Genomic DNA, 16,096 nt, shown 5'->3' with positions numbered 1-16,096 from the left:
CGTGGCGTTCAAGGAAACTTGCTCAATTGCCGGATTCGAATTGCAGTGCTTTCTGAAACCACGCCGTGGCGTGTTCGACCATCGGTTCGATCGCGGTGAAACGCGGCCGCCAGCCGAGCACGAGCGCGGCTTTCGTGGCGTCGGCGTACAGTTCGGGCGGGTCGCCCGGGCGCCGCGCGGCCGTTACCGTCGGCACGCGGCGGCCCGTCACGGCTTCGACGGCGCGCAGCGCGTCGAGCACCGACGTTCCCTTGCCGGTGCCGAGATTCAGGGCGACGCTGTGGCCGCCGCCGCACAGATAGGCGGTCGCTTTCAGGTGCGCGTCGGCGAGGTCGCTCACATGCACGTAGTCGCGAATCGCCGAGCCGTCGGGCGTCGGGTAGTCGGTGCCCATCACCTGGAACGCACGGCCGGTGCCGAGTGCCGCGCGGATCGCGAGCGGCAGCGCGTGCGTTTCCGGTTCGTGGCATTCGCCGATCTCGCCGTCCGGGTCCGCACCGGCCGCGTTGAAGTAGCGCAGCGCGACCCACTTCAGCCCGTACCCGCGCTCGAAATCGGCGGCCATCCGTTCCATCGCGTACTTCGTGAAACCGTACGGATTGATCGGCTGCTGCGGCGTGCGCTCCGAGATCGGCAGCCCGTCCGGAATGCCGTACGTCGCGCACGACGACGACATCACGATCCGGCCGATGCCCGCCGCGTGCATCGCGCTCAGCAGCGTGCAGGTGCCGGTGACGTTGACCGTGTAATAGCGGTCGGGTGCGAGCACCGAATCGCCGACGTACGCGAGCGCGGCGAAATGGATCACGACGTCGGGCCGATGCACGGCGAACGCCTTCGACAGCGCGTCGCGGTCGAGAATGTCGGCCGCGACGAGCGGCCCCCAGCGCACCGCGTCGCGATGGCCGGTCGACAGGTTGTCGTAGGCGACCGGTTCGTGTCCCGCTGCCGCGAGTGCCTTGCAGGTATGGCTGCCGATATAGCCCGCTCCGCCTGTCACGAGCACTTTCATGCCGGGGCCCCGGTCACGCGCAGCACCGGCTCGAGCCACAGTTCGCGGCTGAAATAGTCGACGGTCCGGCGCAGCCCTTCGTCGAGATCGATGGCCGGCCGCCAGCCGAGCTCGGCCGACGCGACCGAGATGTCGGGCTTGCGCTGGTGCGGATCGTCGATCGGCAGCGGCCGGAACACGATCTCCGATGTCGAGCCCGTCATCGCGAGCACTTTCTCCGCGAGCTCGATCATCGTGAATTCGCCGGGGTTGCCGATGTTGACCGGCGTGCCGACGTTGCGCTCGGCGTTCATCAGGCAGAAGAAGCCGTCGATCAGGTCGCTGGCGAAGCAGAACGAGCGCGTCTGCCGGCCGTCGCCGTAAATCTCGAGCGGCGCGCCGTTGAGCGCGCCGACGATGAAGTTCGACACGACGCGGCCGTCGCGCGGCGACATCCGCGGGCCGTAAGTGTTGAAGATGCGCGCGACGCGCACGTCGACGCCGTGCGTGCGGTAGTAGTCGTAGCACAGCGCTTCGGCTGCGCGCTTGCCTTCGTCGTAGCACGCGCGCGGGCCGATCGTGTTCACGTTGCCGCGATAGGTTTCCGTCTGCGGATGCACGTCCGGGTCGCCGTAGATCTCGCTGGTCGACGCCTGGAACACGCGTGCGCCCGTCTTGCGCGCGAGCATGAGGCAGTGGTTCATGCCGAGCACGTTGGTCATCATCGTATGGACGGGATCGATCTGGTAGGTGGGCGGCGATGCCGCGCACGCGAGATTCCAGATCTCGTCCACCTGCAGTTGCGGCAGGCCGAGCGAGACGTCGCCCTTCACGAATTCGAAGCGGCCGGACGCCTTCAGGTCGGCGACGTTGAGCTTGCGCCCCGTCAGCAGGCTGTCGATGCACGTGACGCACGCGCCTTCCATGACCAGGCGTTCGCATACGTAGCTGCCGAGAAAGCCGGCGCCGCCCGTCACCAGGACGCGCTGACCGGCGCGCGTCTCGAGCGCGACCCGGTCATTCATGGCTTTCACCTTCGTCGAGCAGATCGAGGAACCACACGTCGATTTGCTCGACGGCGGTGCGCACGCGTTCCATCCCGCCGCACGGGTAGCGCTTCGGCAAGCGCCGGCTCGCATGGGCCGAGGTCGACGAAGCGCCGCGACAGGCGCTCCGGTTTCGTTGGCTACCCCGTTGATGCCTGAACGACGCGCACGTCGATCGCCCGGTGGTGATCTTCATCGCCTTTTCCCCGATACGCTGATTGACGAGCCGGCCGCCGTCCGTGATCTTGTGCTTCGACGTGCCGCTCGGTGAGAGCCGGAAACAAGGCAATCGGCATGCCATGAACGATGCCGCCGCGATGCGCACGGGAGCGGCGGCGCAATTGCCGCGCGATATGCGCGCTTCTGTTTCATGCATGTATCGTGGGGACAGAAAAGCGGGCGATTCCATTGCCGGGTCGATGCGATTCGATACGACGCAACGCATGATGAATCAGGCTTTTTCTGAAATGGCGTCGTCGAACAGGTGTCGAGTTCGAATGTTTCATCGATGAGAAATGCATCGCTAAACGATTCAAGGCGCTTCCCGAATGTGACGCGAATCGGACGATTCGGTGCGTGAAAGGCGGGGCGAATGAAGGTGAAAAAATGACGTGCGGCATGACGAGGCCCGAGTTTGCATTCATTTGAATGATTACGCCGCCACAAAAATTTTCTTTTTTACGGTCTATTTCGGCCCTCGAGCGGTGCGTGATCCTGTCGGTATTTTCACGGATGAATCAAATCCGCTTCGGTCATCGGGAGAATCGCATGTCGAAGGCGCGCCCGAGGCTGCCGTGTCGGGCTTTCGGTGCCCGGTGTCGGGCGAATCGATTCTCGTTTGTGATGGCACGGGAAGGGGCCGCACACGTCGCGCCCCACGGTTTGCCGGCGGAAATGCCCGCGCCGCCGGCCTTGCGCGGCAGCCCCGTTCTCAAGTTTGAAACACTCGTTCATCAGGCCGCCCGGTGCGGGCCTGCGGGCCGGATTCGTCCGTCTAATCCGGCGATTGCGTCGCGGTGCTCAACGATCGGAGCGGGTGTCAGACTGTTATTGCGATACATTCCTGAAACAAAAAATGTCGTTCCCGGCGCTCTGGGCCGCCATGGCGGCCGTGTGCCGCGCGCAAGCTGCGGTGGAATATCGCGTGGCACGCTGCTTGCGGTATTCGACGCACCGGCGGGCGGCTGAAACGATGTAACAAAGCGGTGGGGCGGCCAACTCGTCAATAAGCAGTCGGGGAAACGGCGATGAAGACCATAAGCAGTGGCTTGATCGGTGCGTACTTTGCGCATCACTGGGGTAGTCGGAAAGGCCGGGGTGACGCTCGCGACGCTGTGCCAGCTTCGCGGGTTGCGCTGTCCCGGTTTCTTGCCCGCCGCGCGCGTCGCCTGCTGGCGCGGTTGTCGCGGTTGTCGCGCCGCACGGCAGTCGGGCGACAGCGGTACTCGCTCTCATTCAGTTCACCCGGATGGATCAGGCTGTTCGTGCCGGACAGCGTGATGCCGATTCGTCCTCGGCCATGCAGGGCCGCTCCGATCGCGCCTGGCCCATGCCGGCGCCGGCCGGATTAGATCGAACAGCCTGTCGGCCGGATTATCCGGAAGACGCTTCGTCGATAGCTCAGGGAGAACACACGCCACCCGGCTGCAATGCAGGCCCTTGTCGCCCGCGTAAAAGGTGTATTTCAAGCGGCGCTGCAATTTGCGGTGGTTAATGTATTCGCGAATTTTCGATTCCGGAAACGGGATGTCGATTCATGACATGCCGTCCGGCGGTGCATCGGATATCGCCAGCCGGAAAGATGTGCGCATCGTTCCGGTCTATCAAGCAAGGGAGTTTTCGGTGCAAGGCCAATGTTCATAAAAATAATAGAAAACACCTACCAAAAAAATTTGGATAACGAAAAATCTCGAAGCTAAGCTTCGTCTGGCAAAAACATAAAAACGTGATTTAAAAGTCAATGAGATTTTATTTATTAGATAGTGATCCTTAATTTTGAGGATTGCTCAAGTCGGGAAGATTGAAGGCGTGCGATCTTCCTGATTCACTCCGTCCACGCCGTTTTGGAGTCGACCATGAAGAAGCTTCTGATTGCAGCAGCAGTTCTGGCGGTTTCGGGTGCAGCGTTCGCAGGTAGCGGCACGGTGTCGAGCAGCAACTCGTCGAGCGGCGGTTCGACGGCGGCCGGGGTCGTCGGGTTCGGCGTTTTCGGCGCGACCGATGCCGGTGCAGCGCTCGGTGCAGCTGGCGCCACGGCCGGCCATGGCAGCAGCAGCTCGATCTCGTACACGGACCACACCAACACTTCGCAAGTGGGCGGCTTCGGCTTCGGCGGCGCACAGGCAGGTGGCACCAGCGGTGCGAATGCCGGTTCGATCGGCTGGACGTATCACCACTAAGCCGCGACGCGCAGCGTTCGTCATTGGCTGGCGGTACGGATGCCGGGTTTCGTCCGATGGGGGGCAGGCCCGGCTCCGCCACCGCTGAACTTCATCACAGCAAGGGATTGCTATGAAAGCCAACGTCATATTAGCGACAGCGCTCACCGTCTTATCGTCGGCTGCATTGGCAGCGGGTTCGTCCACGACCAACCAGACGCAATCCGTTGCGGCCGGTGTTTCAGGGTCGGTGCTGGTCGGTTCCGGTAGCTATACCAGCAATTCGACTTCGACGGCGGGCGCGAATGCAGGCAGTACCGTCACACCCGCTGGTTCCGCCGGCACGGCATCCGCTTTCCACAACTCGACTTCGACGGCCAGTGGTTCGGGCACGAACGGAGGCGCATTTGCGGCAGGCGGCGGTATCGGTGCCGCAGGCTCGTACGGTGGAAACAGCAGCACGAACGAGAACGCGAATGCGCTATCGGGAGGGGTAACCGCCACGATCGTACTCGGCGCGAACCACTACACGGCAACGGGCGGAAACGACCAGGGCAATGCCAACGCGGGGGCCGCTGGCCTGACGGGCAGTGGCGGTTCGGGCGCGATCGCGGGTTCGAATCACTACAACTCGTCGACCGTGTGGAGTACGGGTCCGGCCGGCTCGCCGTCCGCATCGGGTGGAAGCCAGGGCAGTTCAAGTGCGACCGGAAGCAGTCATTAGTCAGGTGTGGGGGGACCAGTTTCCCAGCGACGCTGGTCTCTTTTCCCCACATTGTTGTCACGTAAGGAGTTGGCATGAAGCAGAAACTGATTGCCGCCGCTCTGATGCTCGCGTCTCTGACGGCGTATGGCGCTGACCGTATTGCCGACGACGTGCAATCGAATTTGCAGACGTCAAACAAACCTGACCAGACAACCAAACCGTCAGAACAACAAACGCTTTCTTCGGGCAGTGCCATCGGCGGATCCGACGCCCAGCAGTGGCAGGGCATGTCGGCAGGCTCATGGTCCCAGCTGGGCAACGGCTGGAAACAGTTCGGGGAAGCAGGCAAAGCTGAAGGGAATCAGGGGAACTAGTACGGTTGCCTGGGTGGGAGGTCAAACCTCGTCCGGAGAGTGAAATGAACAGCAACAGGATCAAGGTGGCATGCGCTGCGATGTTCGCGATGACCACGATCGGCGCCCAGGCGCAAACCGCCGACTCGACTTCGAGCTCGCAGTCGTCGAGCGGCTCGACGGCCATCAGCCAGGGCGGCGGCTCGAGCATGAACACGAACACCACGAGCTCGCGCGGCGGCAATGCCACCAGCTCCAGCGGGGTCCGCGGCAGCGGCAATTCGAGCGTGAACGTGAACGTGACGATGCCGTCCGGCACGAGTGGCGGTTCGAACGTGACGCCGCAGAGCGTGAGTTCGCTGCAGTCGTCCGGCGCGCCCGGCACCAACCCGTACAACACCCAGACCTCGGAAAACGTCAATTACTCCGGGACGCAGACGATCAAGACGAACCCCTCGATCCAGGCGCCGGGCCTCACGACCACGCTGTCCGATACCTGCATGGGCTCGGTGAGCGTCGGTGTGTCGTTCCCGGGCTTCGGCGCGACGGGCGGCACGACGCTGGTCGACCAGGCCTGCGTGCGACGTCTCGATGCGCGTGAATTCCGTGCGATGGGCCTGACCGACGTAGCGCTCGCGCTGCTCTGCCAGAGTGACGCGAACCGGCGTGCGGTGGAAGCGACCGGGCACCTGTGCCCGGGTACGACCGCGCCGCTCGCCCGTTCGAACGTGGCGCCGAGCGTGGAAGCGACGGTCGCCGACGACGTGAAGTATCGCGATCCGATCGTGCGCGACCGCATGGGCTTGCCGCCGCTCGGCGCCGCCGCGCCGGCACCGGCTCAGCCCCGTCCGGTGGCGACGAATTTTGTGCAGGCAGCACCCGTGTCGGTGCCGGTACCGGTGCCCGTGCCGTCGATGGCGCCGGTTGCCGCGGCGCCGGCTGTTGCTGCGCCGGCTGTCGCAGCCGCCGCACCGGCAGTGGCAGCGCCTGCTGTTGCGGCCGCACCTGCCGTAGCAGCCCCCGCCGTTGCGGCCGCGGCACCGGCCGTCGCCGCCGCACCTGCGGTGGCTGCCGCACCTGCGGCGTCGATCGTCCCGGCTGCTGCGATTGCGGCCGTGCCTGCTGCCGCCGTGATCGCCGCACCGGCAGTCGCGGACAAGGCATCGCAAGCGCCTGCCACACCGGTCGCCGAGACGAAGGCCCCCGAGCCCGTGCAACCGGTCGCCGACAAGGCACCGGAACCGGCACCGGTGGTGGCCGACAAGGCGCCCGAACCCGCACCGGTGGTCGCCGACAAGGCACCGGAACCTGCACCAGCGGTCGCAGACAAGGCACCGGAACCCGCACCGGCGGTCGCCGACAAGGCACCGGAACCCGCACCGGTGGTCGCCGACAAGGCACCGGAACCCGCACCGGCAGTCGCCGACAAGGCCCCCGAGCCCGTGCAGCCCGTCGCCGACAAGGCGCCGGAGCCGATGCCGGCCGCGACCGACAACGCAGCGCAGGCCGCTGCCGCGCCGGCTGCGGACCCGACGCCGGCGGCGGCCGTCGTTGCGGCGCCCGCGGCTGAAGCCGCGATGCCCGCGCCGGCAGCCGATGCGAAGGCCGCCGAGCCGGCGCCGGTCGCCGCGGAAGCGCCCGCACCGGAAGCCGCGCAGCCGGCCGTCGCCGCGACGCCTGCCGACATGCCGGCCGCCGACGCGAAGGCGCCGGAAGCAGCGGCTGCGCAGCCCGCCGACATGCCGGCGTTGTCCGATCCGGCGCAAGCATTGCCGCCGGCTTCGGTCGACCAGCAGGCCGCCCCGGCTGTACCGGTCGTGCCGGCTCCGGCCGTCATCTCGACGAGCACGTCGTCGTAAGCATGCGGGTCGGTTTCCCGTGTGATCGGAACACCGGCCGCACGGGAGACGTTCGGACCCGATGCCCGACGGTCGTTTCCTGTTTGACGGGTGTTGATCCCATCCCCGAGGTCAACACCTCTTTTTGCCTGACGAGGATGCAAGGAGGCCTCAATCATGAGGATCTTTTTGATCGCTCTGTTGTTGTACAGCGCACAAGCCGCGGCGCAGTCGGTATTTCAGAACCCGGCGGTCTTCGTGATCCTGGGCGAGCAGACCGCCGCGAACGCCGTGAGCGTTCAGCAGGCGCTGTCGACGCTCGGTCGCGCCGACAACACGGCATGCGCGCCGATGATGATGATCGGCGATCCGCAGATGATCTACATGATGCCGGAGGAAGGCCACGCCCCGTCGTGGCAATCGCCGGTGTACGGCCGTGGCGCACCGTTCGAAGCGCAGAAGGGGCCGATATCGACCGGCAAGACGATCGGCGCGATGCAGCATGCCGAGGACATGCAGACGCAGCCATGGAGCGACGGCAGCGCGATCACGCAGAAGATCGCCGGCGAGTCGAGCGTGACGGCGGCGGAGCGGGTGAGCGGGTGGCAGCGCAACGGGCTCGGCTCGATCGAGACGGCTCCTGCGACGGAGGTGACGGTGAACGGCAAGACCTACCGCGCCTATCGTGACGACCTCAACCGTGCCGCGAAGCCGGTCGTCGAGCCGCAGATCTACACGCAGCGCGTCGTGTTTTGTCGATAACGAAACGTCAATCCGAGGACGGCCCGGCGCTGCGCCGCGGGACCACGATGTCCCGCCCCGCGCGATCCGGCAACGGCCGTTTCGACCACCCATCCAAGCGACGAGGCCATCGTGAACTATTGCTGCCAGATCAGGGTGTCGGGCCCGCAGGATCTCGAACGCGAGGCAGGACCGGCGCCGTTCGTTGCCGTCCGGCGCAACCATGTCGTGCCGCCGCGGCCACTCGTCTACCTGTCGCAGCAGCACGATGCCGCGCTCGTCGACTGCCTCGCGTCACGGGGCTGGGACGTGTGGCGCGCGAAAACCGTTGCGGACGCACTGAATCTCGTCAGGGTGAATCGCCCGCATGCGGGCATCGTCGACTTCGGCAGCTTCGCGTCGCTCGACGTCATGTCGTTCGAAACGCTGCTGCGCGATCCGCGCGTCGGCTGGGTCGCACTCGCCGACCATGAGCGCCTGCGGGATCTCACCGTCGCGCGCCTGATTCGCCACTGCTGCTTCGACTACGTGCGCAATGCGAACGCCTATACGACGATCGGCTATCTGGTCGGCCATGCATACGGGATGCTGAAGCTCGCGGACGGCAGCCCGGACGCTGCTGCGGCGCCCCCCGGCGGCACGATGATCGGCGCATGCGATGCCATGCGACGGCTGTTCGCGACGATCCGCAAGGTCGCGAACACGGACGCCACCGTCTTCGTCGCCGGCGAATCCGGCACCGGCAAGGAGCTGACGGCGGCGGCGATCCACCAGCAGTCGTCGCGCGCCGACGCGCCGTTCGTCGCCGTGAACTGCGCGGCTATTCCGCCGACGCTGCTGCAGGCCGAACTGTTCGGCCACGAGCGCGGCGCGTTCACGGGCGCGCACCAGCGCAAGATCGGCCGGATCGAGGCCGCGCACGGCGGCACGCTGTTTCTCGACGAAATCGGCGACATGCCGTTCGAGAGCCAGGCGAGCCTGCTGCGCTTCCTGCAGGAAGGCACGATCGAGCGGCTCGGCGGGCACGCGTCGATTCCGGTGGACGTGCGGATCGTGTCGGCGACCCACGTCGATCTCGAGGCCGCGATGCAGGCGGGGCGGTTCCGTGCCGACCTGTACTACCGCCTGTGCGTGCTGCGCATCGACGAGCCGCCGCTGCGCGTGCGCGGCCGCGACATCATGCTGCTCGCCGACCACGTGCTGCGGCGCTATCGCGGCGACAGTTCGCACCGGATTCGCGGCTTCATGCCGTGCGCGATCGAAGCGATCCACAACTACCCATGGCCCGGCAACGTGCGCGAGCTGATCAACCGGATCCGGTTCGCGGTCGTGATGACGAACGGCCCGCTGATCTCGGCCGCGGATCTCGAACTGCACCCGTACACGTCGCGGCGGCCGCCCACGCTCGCGGAAGCGCGCCGGCAGGCCGAGCGGCACGCGATCGAGGAAACGCTGATGCGCCACCGCCACCAGCATGCGGACGTGGCGGCCGAGCTGGGCATCTCGCGCGCGACGCTGTACCGGCTGATGACCGCGCACGGGCTGCACGCCTGACGCGCGGCGGCACACCGCCGCTCAAGACCGCGCGATGCCGGCCGTTAAGACAGTAAACGGCCCGTCCGGACCGCCGGTGCAGCCATGCTGCGCACGGCCGGCACGCGGCGCATCACGCTTATCCGAGGTTACCGTGGCAGAGTGCAGTCACTGCGGCAGGACGTTCCTGGCCGGCGGGCGGTCGATCGACGGCCGCCGCTATTGCCGTGCGGCGTGCGCGCAAGCGCATCCGATCGTCGTCGAGGCGGAACAGGTGCCCGACGCGAAAGTCTGGGAGTACGTGCACGACTGGCGTTACGGGCCATGCCCGATCTGCGGTCGCAACGACCAGCCGGTCGATGTTCATGCGTCGCATCGCGTCGTGTCGCTGCTGTTCGTCACGCGCTGGGCGACGCGGCGCCACGTGTGCTGCCGGCGTTGCGGCCGCAGGAAGCAGGCGGTCGCGCTGCTGGCTTCGGCCGCGTTCGGCTGGTGGGGGGTGCCGTGGGGCCTCGTACTGACGCCGATCCAGCTCGTGCGCAATGCGCTCGGGCTGGCCGCGCGCGACCCGGCGGTCGCGACGCAGCAGTTCGAACAGCTCGTGCGGCGCAAGCTGGCGGCGCGCCGGCTGCGGCGCGCCCGGCAGGGCGTCGGCGCCTGAGCGCGCGGCCCGGCGCGGCGCGCGCGATCAGGCGGCCGGCCGCTCGAAGCCCGATGCGACCCAGCGCTCGGCGCTGGCCTTGTTGAGCTTGAACCCGGCCGACACCTTCGCTTCGGCCAGCAGCTCGCCATACGGATCGAATGCCTTGAGCTGCGCGTACGGCTCGAATTCGTCCGGCACGATGTCGAGCGTCACCGACACATCCTGGTCGTCCTCGCCCTGAACCGTCACTTCCTTGTGCAGCATCGCGCGCCGCTGCTGCTCGTGCCGCATCAGCACCTCGGTCGCGGTCTTCACGAGCGTGCGGAACGCATTCGCATCCATCGGCTTCGGGTTCTTCTTGTCGCGGCCCATGGTCCACGGCCCGACGAGCGCGGGCTCGGACTCGCCGTCCTTGATCATCTCGACGGCCCAGCCGTCGTCGTCTTCGTTCTTGATGATGCGGGCCGTCCAGCCGTTGTCGCGCCAGAGGCCGTCTTCGTGGATGGAGGTGTCGTCGGGTTGCAGGTCGGATTCGGTCATGGGGAAAGCGGGGGTACGGGCAGCCGGCAAACGGGCGGCGGCGCGCGGCCGGCATCGGCGCGTCGCTCGCCGCCGGTGGCCCGGCGCGGGATGCAAAGGCGTCGATTTTACCTGCTGGCCGGTCGCTTGGCCCGGATCGGCCGCCACGCTGGCCATTCGGCGGATGTCAGCGGCGACTGGCCGCCTCGTGTCGGGCGTTCGAACCGGCGCAAATATCAAACTCGTATTACGTCCCGGACGACCGATCCCGATGCCGTCCGATATCCCGCCTGTGCGCAGCTTCATAGAATCGACATTCAGGCTAAAAATAGCCTGAATGTCCTTTCAACGCCAAATCGGCCGTGCGTGCCCCGTGTCGCGCGGCCGATGAATCACCTGGAACTGCGCATGAGGAAATTCAATGTTCGCGTCGTTTTCGCGTACGACTGGCCGTTGACGCTGGCCGGCATCGAGCAGGTCGCGGGCAGCGGCTGTGCGATCGAGATCGTCGCGGTGTACCGGAGCGTGGCCGAACTGGTCGCGTCGCTCGGCGGCGTCGACTGCGATGTCGTGCTGGTCGACTATGCGATCCGGGCAGACGAGCAGATGGACGGCCTCGCGATGTTCGACTGGCTGCGGCGCACGCGTCCGAACGTCGGGATCGTCGCGCTGGTCGCGAACGAGAATCCGCTGATCTTCGGGTCGATCCTCGCGATCGGCGGCGTGAGCATCGTCAGCAAGTTCGACGAGGTCGGCCATATCGTCACGGCCATTCATTCGAGCTACAGCGGCGGGCGTTACCTGTCGCCGCTCGTCAGGCGCGCGGTCGACGCATTCGGCGAGCGCGGCGAGGCGCCCGTGAAGCTGTCGGCGCGCGAGATCGAGGTCATTCGCCTGTATCTGTCGGGGGTGCCGATCAAGACGATCGCGCAGCGTCTGAGCAAGGGCAAGCAGACGGTCAGCGCGCAGAAGATCAGTGCGATGAAGAAGCTTGGTGTGAGCAACGACGTCGAGCTGATCCAGCGGGCGGCGGGGTTGGGGCTTGGTGGGGCATCGGGTATGTCGAGGGATATTTGCTGAACATCCGCGTGATCGCCTATTGAGTCGGACTACGAATAAATATCGTACTCATCCTATAGACAAGGAAATTCTTACCGGCGAATGTCTATGGTCCGTCGACGTACCAGGTATCCGAGTCCATGACCCAAAAGGAACATGCCGAATGTCCGTATTTCCTTCATTCATCAATCAAGCTTTATACGATGGTGCAGCAGCTACACACGTCACCGATCGATGCACCCGAGGTGATCGATCCGACGTACAGCGGCAACATGCGGATGATCTGTACGCGTGATCCGTTCATTTGCACTTACCTTTCTCCACTTGATGCGGTCATGGGTTCCCGAGCGCTCACGCGTAACGACGGCCATTTTTGGCCGATCGACTTTCGCCAAGTCGATACCCGTCATTTCATCGAGCAGCAAGGCCGATTGTCAGTCGCCGTGAACTATGCCTATGGGGCGACCGGGGGGCGTCTGATTGTGTCCGATGTCGGACACCCCTTGATGGTCTACTTTGCTTCCTTCTTCGACGTGCCACTCGATCAGCGCGACCATTTCACCATCCAGTTTCCGGATGAGGTGGTCGAGCGAATCGAAATTGCCTATCAGCGCGCCGGGTTATCCGGGTTCGGTGCAACGCTTGACGCGATGCGCAAGTGGACGGCCGATCAGATAGCCGACGCAGAGGCCGAAGCACTGACATGCAAGCCACCGACGATTGCATTCACCGGGGCAGAAGTCGACCAATACGCGATTCACGATCCCGAATCCGGCGAATGGATCGTTACCGATTTCGATTGAGGGCACACCATGAGCAAACGAGTAATCAGAGTTGGCGACATGACGACGACGGGAGGAATCGTCGTCGAAGGTACATCGTCAATCGTTGTTAGCGACAGGCTCGCCGCATTGAACGGCGATAGGGCGACGTGCGGAAATTGCGAAGGTATGTTCCCCATCGCGGGGAGTGCTGTCAGCGTTATCTCATCCAACCGATGCGTTGCGGTTGAAGGCGACCCGGTACTTTGTCCGTGCGGGCAAAACCGACTAATCGCAGGTGCCGACTGCACGTTTTTCATTGGCGGGGACGGCGGCCGCAATGATGCGATGCCGTACTTCGGTAACGTCGCGTACTCCCCCGAGCGGTTCGCGTCCGCTCGCGGCACCCACGACGATCAATTCGTCATCCGCGACGTTAGAACGAAGGAACTGTTAAGTAACGTGCGCTATTGGATCAAAGATCGATCTGGAAACATGCTTGCATCTGGAGTGAGCGACGAGCGGGGTTGTACCGAGCGGGTGCGAACCGAACGCGCGCAGACATTGACGCTTGTAATCGAGGATTGAGAGGATGGGGAACCAAACCACCGTCGCCGAGACGACGACGAACACCATTGCAGGATCGCAGACGTTCGCAGATGTTGACCTACGACCGATCTGCGAGAACATGACCAACTCAGAATTTCGCGCCGTCTTTGCGAAGGCTCAAGCTAAGGCCATCGAAAAGCTAGGCGCACGCGTCGCCGCATTGCAAAGATGGTCACAGGCCGAAAAAAATCGCGTGTTTAAGTGGTTCGGTCGTAACGACGAGCGCACGCGCATGCACCTACTTACCGGCCTAACGAAAGTGCTTGCCGTGGTGCGCGGGTTCAACGAACACAACGTCGTTCGTAGCGGCAGCGCGGGCGATCTGGCGACAGGCTGCACTCTTCACCCGCGCGGGAGGGATAACGAAGCCGCCCACGTATGCGCACCGGATACGGCGACGCATACGATTGCAATCAGCGCGCAGTTCTGCACGATGCGCCCGTGGACGGACGGCGCTGATTCTCACGTGTCAACTATCATCCACGAAGCCACGCATTTTCACGACACCATGTCATCCACTGACGATCAATACATCATCACACCATTCCTGGCGCCTTGGGGGCGGTCGAATCCCGACTTGGCAATTCATAACGCCGATAGCATTGCGGGGTACGTTGTCGATGGTGACTAAATTCCTGGCTGCCACCGCGCTCGCGTTGACCTGCGCGCACGCATCCGCCGCATGTGACGGCCCATCGAATATGCCAGGGCATTACATCGATATTGTGTTCGATACCAATTCGAGCGCAATTTCTCCGGCCGAGCGCTCACGGCTGTCCGAGTGGTCGAGCGACATGCACAAGCGCTTTCCGATCATCGATACCGTGTGGTTGAACGGATTGGCCGAAAAGACCGAACGTGACGCGCAACAGCTTGCGAAGCGACGAGCCGAAAACGTGATGGCGGTCTTGGAACAGCACTCCATCCACGGTGAGAAAAGCGCCTTAGCTGGCAAAGTATTCAAGCCGGACGAGTTTGGTCAATCCGGGCGACGCGTTGAAGTCAACGTTAGTCCGGGGTGCCCGAATCACTGCTGCCCGAACCTGAACCCCGTCCCGAAGACGCAGTGACCTACCACGGGTCACGACGTGCAGACACGAGGACATCCCGACCGATGCCGATCGAGCGTGCGGGCCACGCGCAGGAAAAACGGGCCCGCACGCTTTCAAGGCCTACGCCGGCAACGCAAACCGCGTCACCGCATCCCGCAGCGCCTCGGCCTGATCGCGCAGCGAATGCGCGGCGGCCGCGGCTTGTTCGACGAGCGCCGCGTTCTGCTGCGTCACCTGGTCCATTTCGCCCACCGCGCGATTGACCTGCTCGATCCCGGCGCTCTGTTCGCGCGACGCATGGCTGATCTCGTCGAGGATCTCGTTCACGCGTCGCACCGACTGCACGATCTCGGCCATCGTCTCGCCCGCATGCGTGACGAGCGCCGCGCCTTGCTCGACGGTCTCGTTCGACGACACGATCAGCGACTTGATCTCCTTCGCCGCCGTCGCCGAGCGTTGCGCGAGCGAGCGCACCTCGGCCGCGACCACCGCGAAGCCGCGGCCCTGTTCGCCGGCACGCGCCGCCTCGACCGCCGCATTCAGCGCGAGGATGTTGGTCTGGAACGCGATCCCGTCGATCACGCCGATGATGTCGCCGATCTTGTGCGAGCGGTCGGTGATCTCGTTCATCGTGCGCACGACGTCGTCGACCACCGCGCTGCCGCGCGTCGCGACCTGCGCGGCCTGGTCGGCGAGCGACGCGGCCTGCGCGGCGCTGTCCGCGTTCTGCTTCACGTTCGCGGTCATCTGGTCCATGCTCGACGCGGTCTGGACGAGCGCGGCCGCCTGTTCCTCGGTGCGCTGCGACAGGTCCGTGTTGCCGGACGCGATCTCGCTCGCGCCGACGTTGATGTTCTCGGTGCCCATCCGCACGCGCGACACCATGTCGATCAGCCCGCCCTGCATCGTGTGCAACGCATGCAGCAGGCTGCCGCGATCGTCCTGCTTCACGGTCACGCGCGCGGTCAGGTCGCCCTGCGCGATGCGCTGCGCGGCGTCGAGCGCGACTTCCAGCTCGCCGCCGAGGTTCGCGCGCACGCTTTTCAGCACCAGCACCATCACGGCGGTCGCGATCCCGCCGAGCACGGCCGTCATCGCGAGCCAGCGGCCGACGCTTTCGAGCACCGCCGAGCGGACGTCGTTCATGTACATGCCGGTCACGAGATACCAGTCCCACGGCGCGAAGCGCTGCACCGCGCTGGTTTTGTCCTGCGGCTTGTCGGCGCCCGGCTTCGGCCACAGATATTCGACGAAGCCCTTGCCGCCTTCCAGGTTGCCGGCCTTCACGATCTCGACGAACAGGTGCTTGCCGTTCGGATCGGTGAAATTCGACACGTCCTTGCCGTTGAGCTCGGACTTGATCGGATGCATCACGATCACCGGCTTCGAGTCGTTGATCGAGATGTAGCCGTCGGCGCCGTGGCGCATCGCGGCGATCGCCTCGATCGCCTTCTGCTTCGCTTCGGCTTCCGGCAGCGCGTTCTGCTGCGACAGCTTGTAGAAATGGTCGGTCACGCTCGCGGCCTGCGCGACCAGCGACGCGAGCTGTTCGCGGCGGTCCGTGATCATCGATGCGCGCGTCTGCCATGCGCCGAGTCCGGCGATCACAAGCAGGCCGAGCCAGAGGATGACGATCATCGAGGCGAGTTTCTGATTCAGGGAAAGGTTGCGCATGGTGTGTGGTCGGTCAGTCGTGGATGCTCCCCGGATCGGCGTGACGGGGTAAGTGTCTTGACGGCGTCCGACGGGCGTCACCGTAGACGGGTTATCCCTAGGAACCGGTACCGTGGACGCATGCCTCTCATCCCGACAAGGGTATCTATGCATATGCATAACGGGTGTCGCTATACTCACGGGGCGATGGCGT

The 16,096-nt window shown here is 64.8% G+C and carries 17 protein-coding genes; 12 read left to right on the top strand and 5 right to left on the bottom strand.

Annotation, left to right across the window (positions count from 1 at the left end):
• Positions 1-22: 22 nt before the first annotated feature.
• The 3 genes from galE to CFB34_RS13965 are packed head-to-tail and all read right to left on the bottom strand — an operon-like array spanning position 23 to position 2,446.
• Positions 23-1,012, bottom strand: a complete 990-nt coding sequence (gene galE, locus CFB34_RS13975; protein ID WP_089441978.1) for a UDP-glucose 4-epimerase GalE — start codon at positions 1,010-1,012, stop codon at positions 23-25.
• Positions 1,009-2,016: a UDP-glucuronic acid decarboxylase family protein gene (locus CFB34_RS13970; protein WP_089441979.1), complete on the bottom strand. Its 1,008-nt coding sequence runs from the start codon at positions 2,014-2,016 to the stop codon at positions 1,009-1,011. The genes galE and CFB34_RS13970 overlap by 4 nt, the downstream gene beginning before the upstream one ends.
• Positions 2,009-2,446 carry a hypothetical protein gene (locus CFB34_RS13965; RefSeq protein ID WP_242808612.1) on the bottom strand — a complete coding sequence of 146 codons (438 nt, stop codon included), beginning with the start codon at positions 2,444-2,446 and terminating at the stop codon, positions 2,009-2,011. The genes CFB34_RS13970 and CFB34_RS13965 overlap by 8 nt, the downstream gene beginning before the upstream one ends.
• A 1,666-nt stretch (positions 2,447-4,112) precedes the next feature.
• Here CFB34_RS13965 and CFB34_RS13960 point away from each other — a divergent pair.
• The 7 genes from CFB34_RS13960 to CFB34_RS13930 all read left to right on the top strand — a co-directional run bounded on the left by CFB34_RS13960 (position 4,113) and on the right by CFB34_RS13930 (position 10,247).
• The gene (locus tag CFB34_RS13960) at positions 4,113-4,436 is read left to right on the top strand and encodes a hypothetical protein (protein WP_089441981.1); all 324 of its coding nucleotides are present in this window, start codon (positions 4,113-4,115) and stop codon (positions 4,434-4,436) included.
• A gap of 112 nt (positions 4,437-4,548) precedes the next feature.
• Positions 4,549-5,139, top strand: coding sequence for a hypothetical protein (locus CFB34_RS13955; protein WP_089441982.1), 591 nt, complete (start codon positions 4,549-4,551; stop codon positions 5,137-5,139).
• Between the two features lie 74 nt (positions 5,140-5,213).
• Positions 5,214-5,495: a hypothetical protein gene (locus tag CFB34_RS13950; RefSeq protein WP_089441983.1), complete on the top strand. Its 282-nt coding sequence runs from the start codon at positions 5,214-5,216 to the stop codon at positions 5,493-5,495.
• A gap of 44 nt (positions 5,496-5,539) precedes the next feature.
• Entirely contained in the window at positions 5,540-7,333 is a 1,794-nt protein-coding gene (locus CFB34_RS13945) for a chemotaxis protein CheA (RefSeq protein WP_089441984.1), read from the top strand.
• A 156-nt stretch (positions 7,334-7,489) separates the two neighbouring features.
• A complete protein-coding gene (locus CFB34_RS13940; RefSeq protein WP_089441985.1) occupies positions 7,490-8,074 on the top strand; it encodes a hypothetical protein in 585 nt (194 codons plus the stop codon).
• Between the two features lie 135 nt (positions 8,075-8,209).
• Positions 8,210-9,607, top strand: a complete 1,398-nt coding sequence (locus tag CFB34_RS13935) for a sigma-54 dependent transcriptional regulator (RefSeq protein ID WP_242808646.1) — start codon at positions 8,210-8,212, stop codon at positions 9,605-9,607.
• A gap of 133 nt (positions 9,608-9,740) precedes the next feature.
• Complete coding sequence (locus CFB34_RS13930) at positions 9,741-10,247, top strand: hypothetical protein (protein WP_089441987.1); 507 nt, start codon at positions 9,741-9,743, stop codon at positions 10,245-10,247.
• Between the two features lie 27 nt (positions 10,248-10,274).
• On the opposite strand, the gene CFB34_RS13925 is transcribed toward CFB34_RS13930, so the two are convergent.
• On the bottom strand, positions 10,275-10,769 hold the full coding sequence (locus tag CFB34_RS13925) for a hypothetical protein (protein ID WP_069252109.1): 495 nt from the start codon (positions 10,767-10,769) through the stop codon (positions 10,275-10,277).
• 387 nt (positions 10,770-11,156) lie between these two features.
• Here CFB34_RS13925 and CFB34_RS13920 point away from each other — a divergent pair, with 387 nt between their 5' ends.
• The 5 genes from CFB34_RS13920 to CFB34_RS13900 all read left to right on the top strand — a co-directional run bounded on the left by CFB34_RS13920 (position 11,157) and on the right by CFB34_RS13900 (position 14,247).
• Positions 11,157-11,828, top strand: coding sequence for a response regulator transcription factor (locus CFB34_RS13920; protein WP_089441988.1), 672 nt, complete (start codon positions 11,157-11,159; stop codon positions 11,826-11,828).
• Between the two features lie 119 nt (positions 11,829-11,947).
• Complete coding sequence (locus CFB34_RS13915) at positions 11,948-12,610, top strand: hypothetical protein (protein ID WP_089441989.1); 663 nt, start codon at positions 11,948-11,950, stop codon at positions 12,608-12,610.
• A 9-nt stretch (positions 12,611-12,619) separates the two neighbouring features.
• Positions 12,620-13,156, top strand: coding sequence for a PAAR domain-containing protein (locus CFB34_RS13910; RefSeq protein WP_089441990.1), 537 nt, complete (start codon positions 12,620-12,622; stop codon positions 13,154-13,156).
• 4 nt (positions 13,157-13,160) lie between these two features.
• The gene (locus CFB34_RS13905; RefSeq protein WP_089441991.1) at positions 13,161-13,808 is read left to right on the top strand and encodes a M35 family metallo-endopeptidase; all 648 of its coding nucleotides are present in this window, start codon (positions 13,161-13,163) and stop codon (positions 13,806-13,808) included.
• Positions 13,798-14,247: an OmpA family protein gene (locus CFB34_RS13900; RefSeq protein WP_089441992.1), complete on the top strand. Its 450-nt coding sequence runs from the start codon at positions 13,798-13,800 to the stop codon at positions 14,245-14,247. Before CFB34_RS13905 ends, CFB34_RS13900 begins: the two co-directional genes overlap by 11 nt.
• Before the next feature lie 102 nt (positions 14,248-14,349).
• Here CFB34_RS13900 and CFB34_RS13895 read toward each other — a convergent pair whose 3' ends face one another.
• Positions 14,350-15,903, bottom strand: coding sequence for a methyl-accepting chemotaxis protein (locus CFB34_RS13895; RefSeq protein WP_089441993.1), 1,554 nt, complete (start codon positions 15,901-15,903; stop codon positions 14,350-14,352).
• Positions 15,904-16,096 lie beyond the last annotated feature (193 nt).

It is taken from the genome of Burkholderia sp. HI4860 (assembly GCF_002223045.2).
Lineage (GTDB): Bacteria > Pseudomonadota > Gammaproteobacteria > Burkholderiales > Burkholderiaceae > Burkholderia.
The sequence above is the reverse complement of the archived record's forward strand: the minus strand, read 5'-3'. Positions and strand labels throughout refer to the sequence as shown.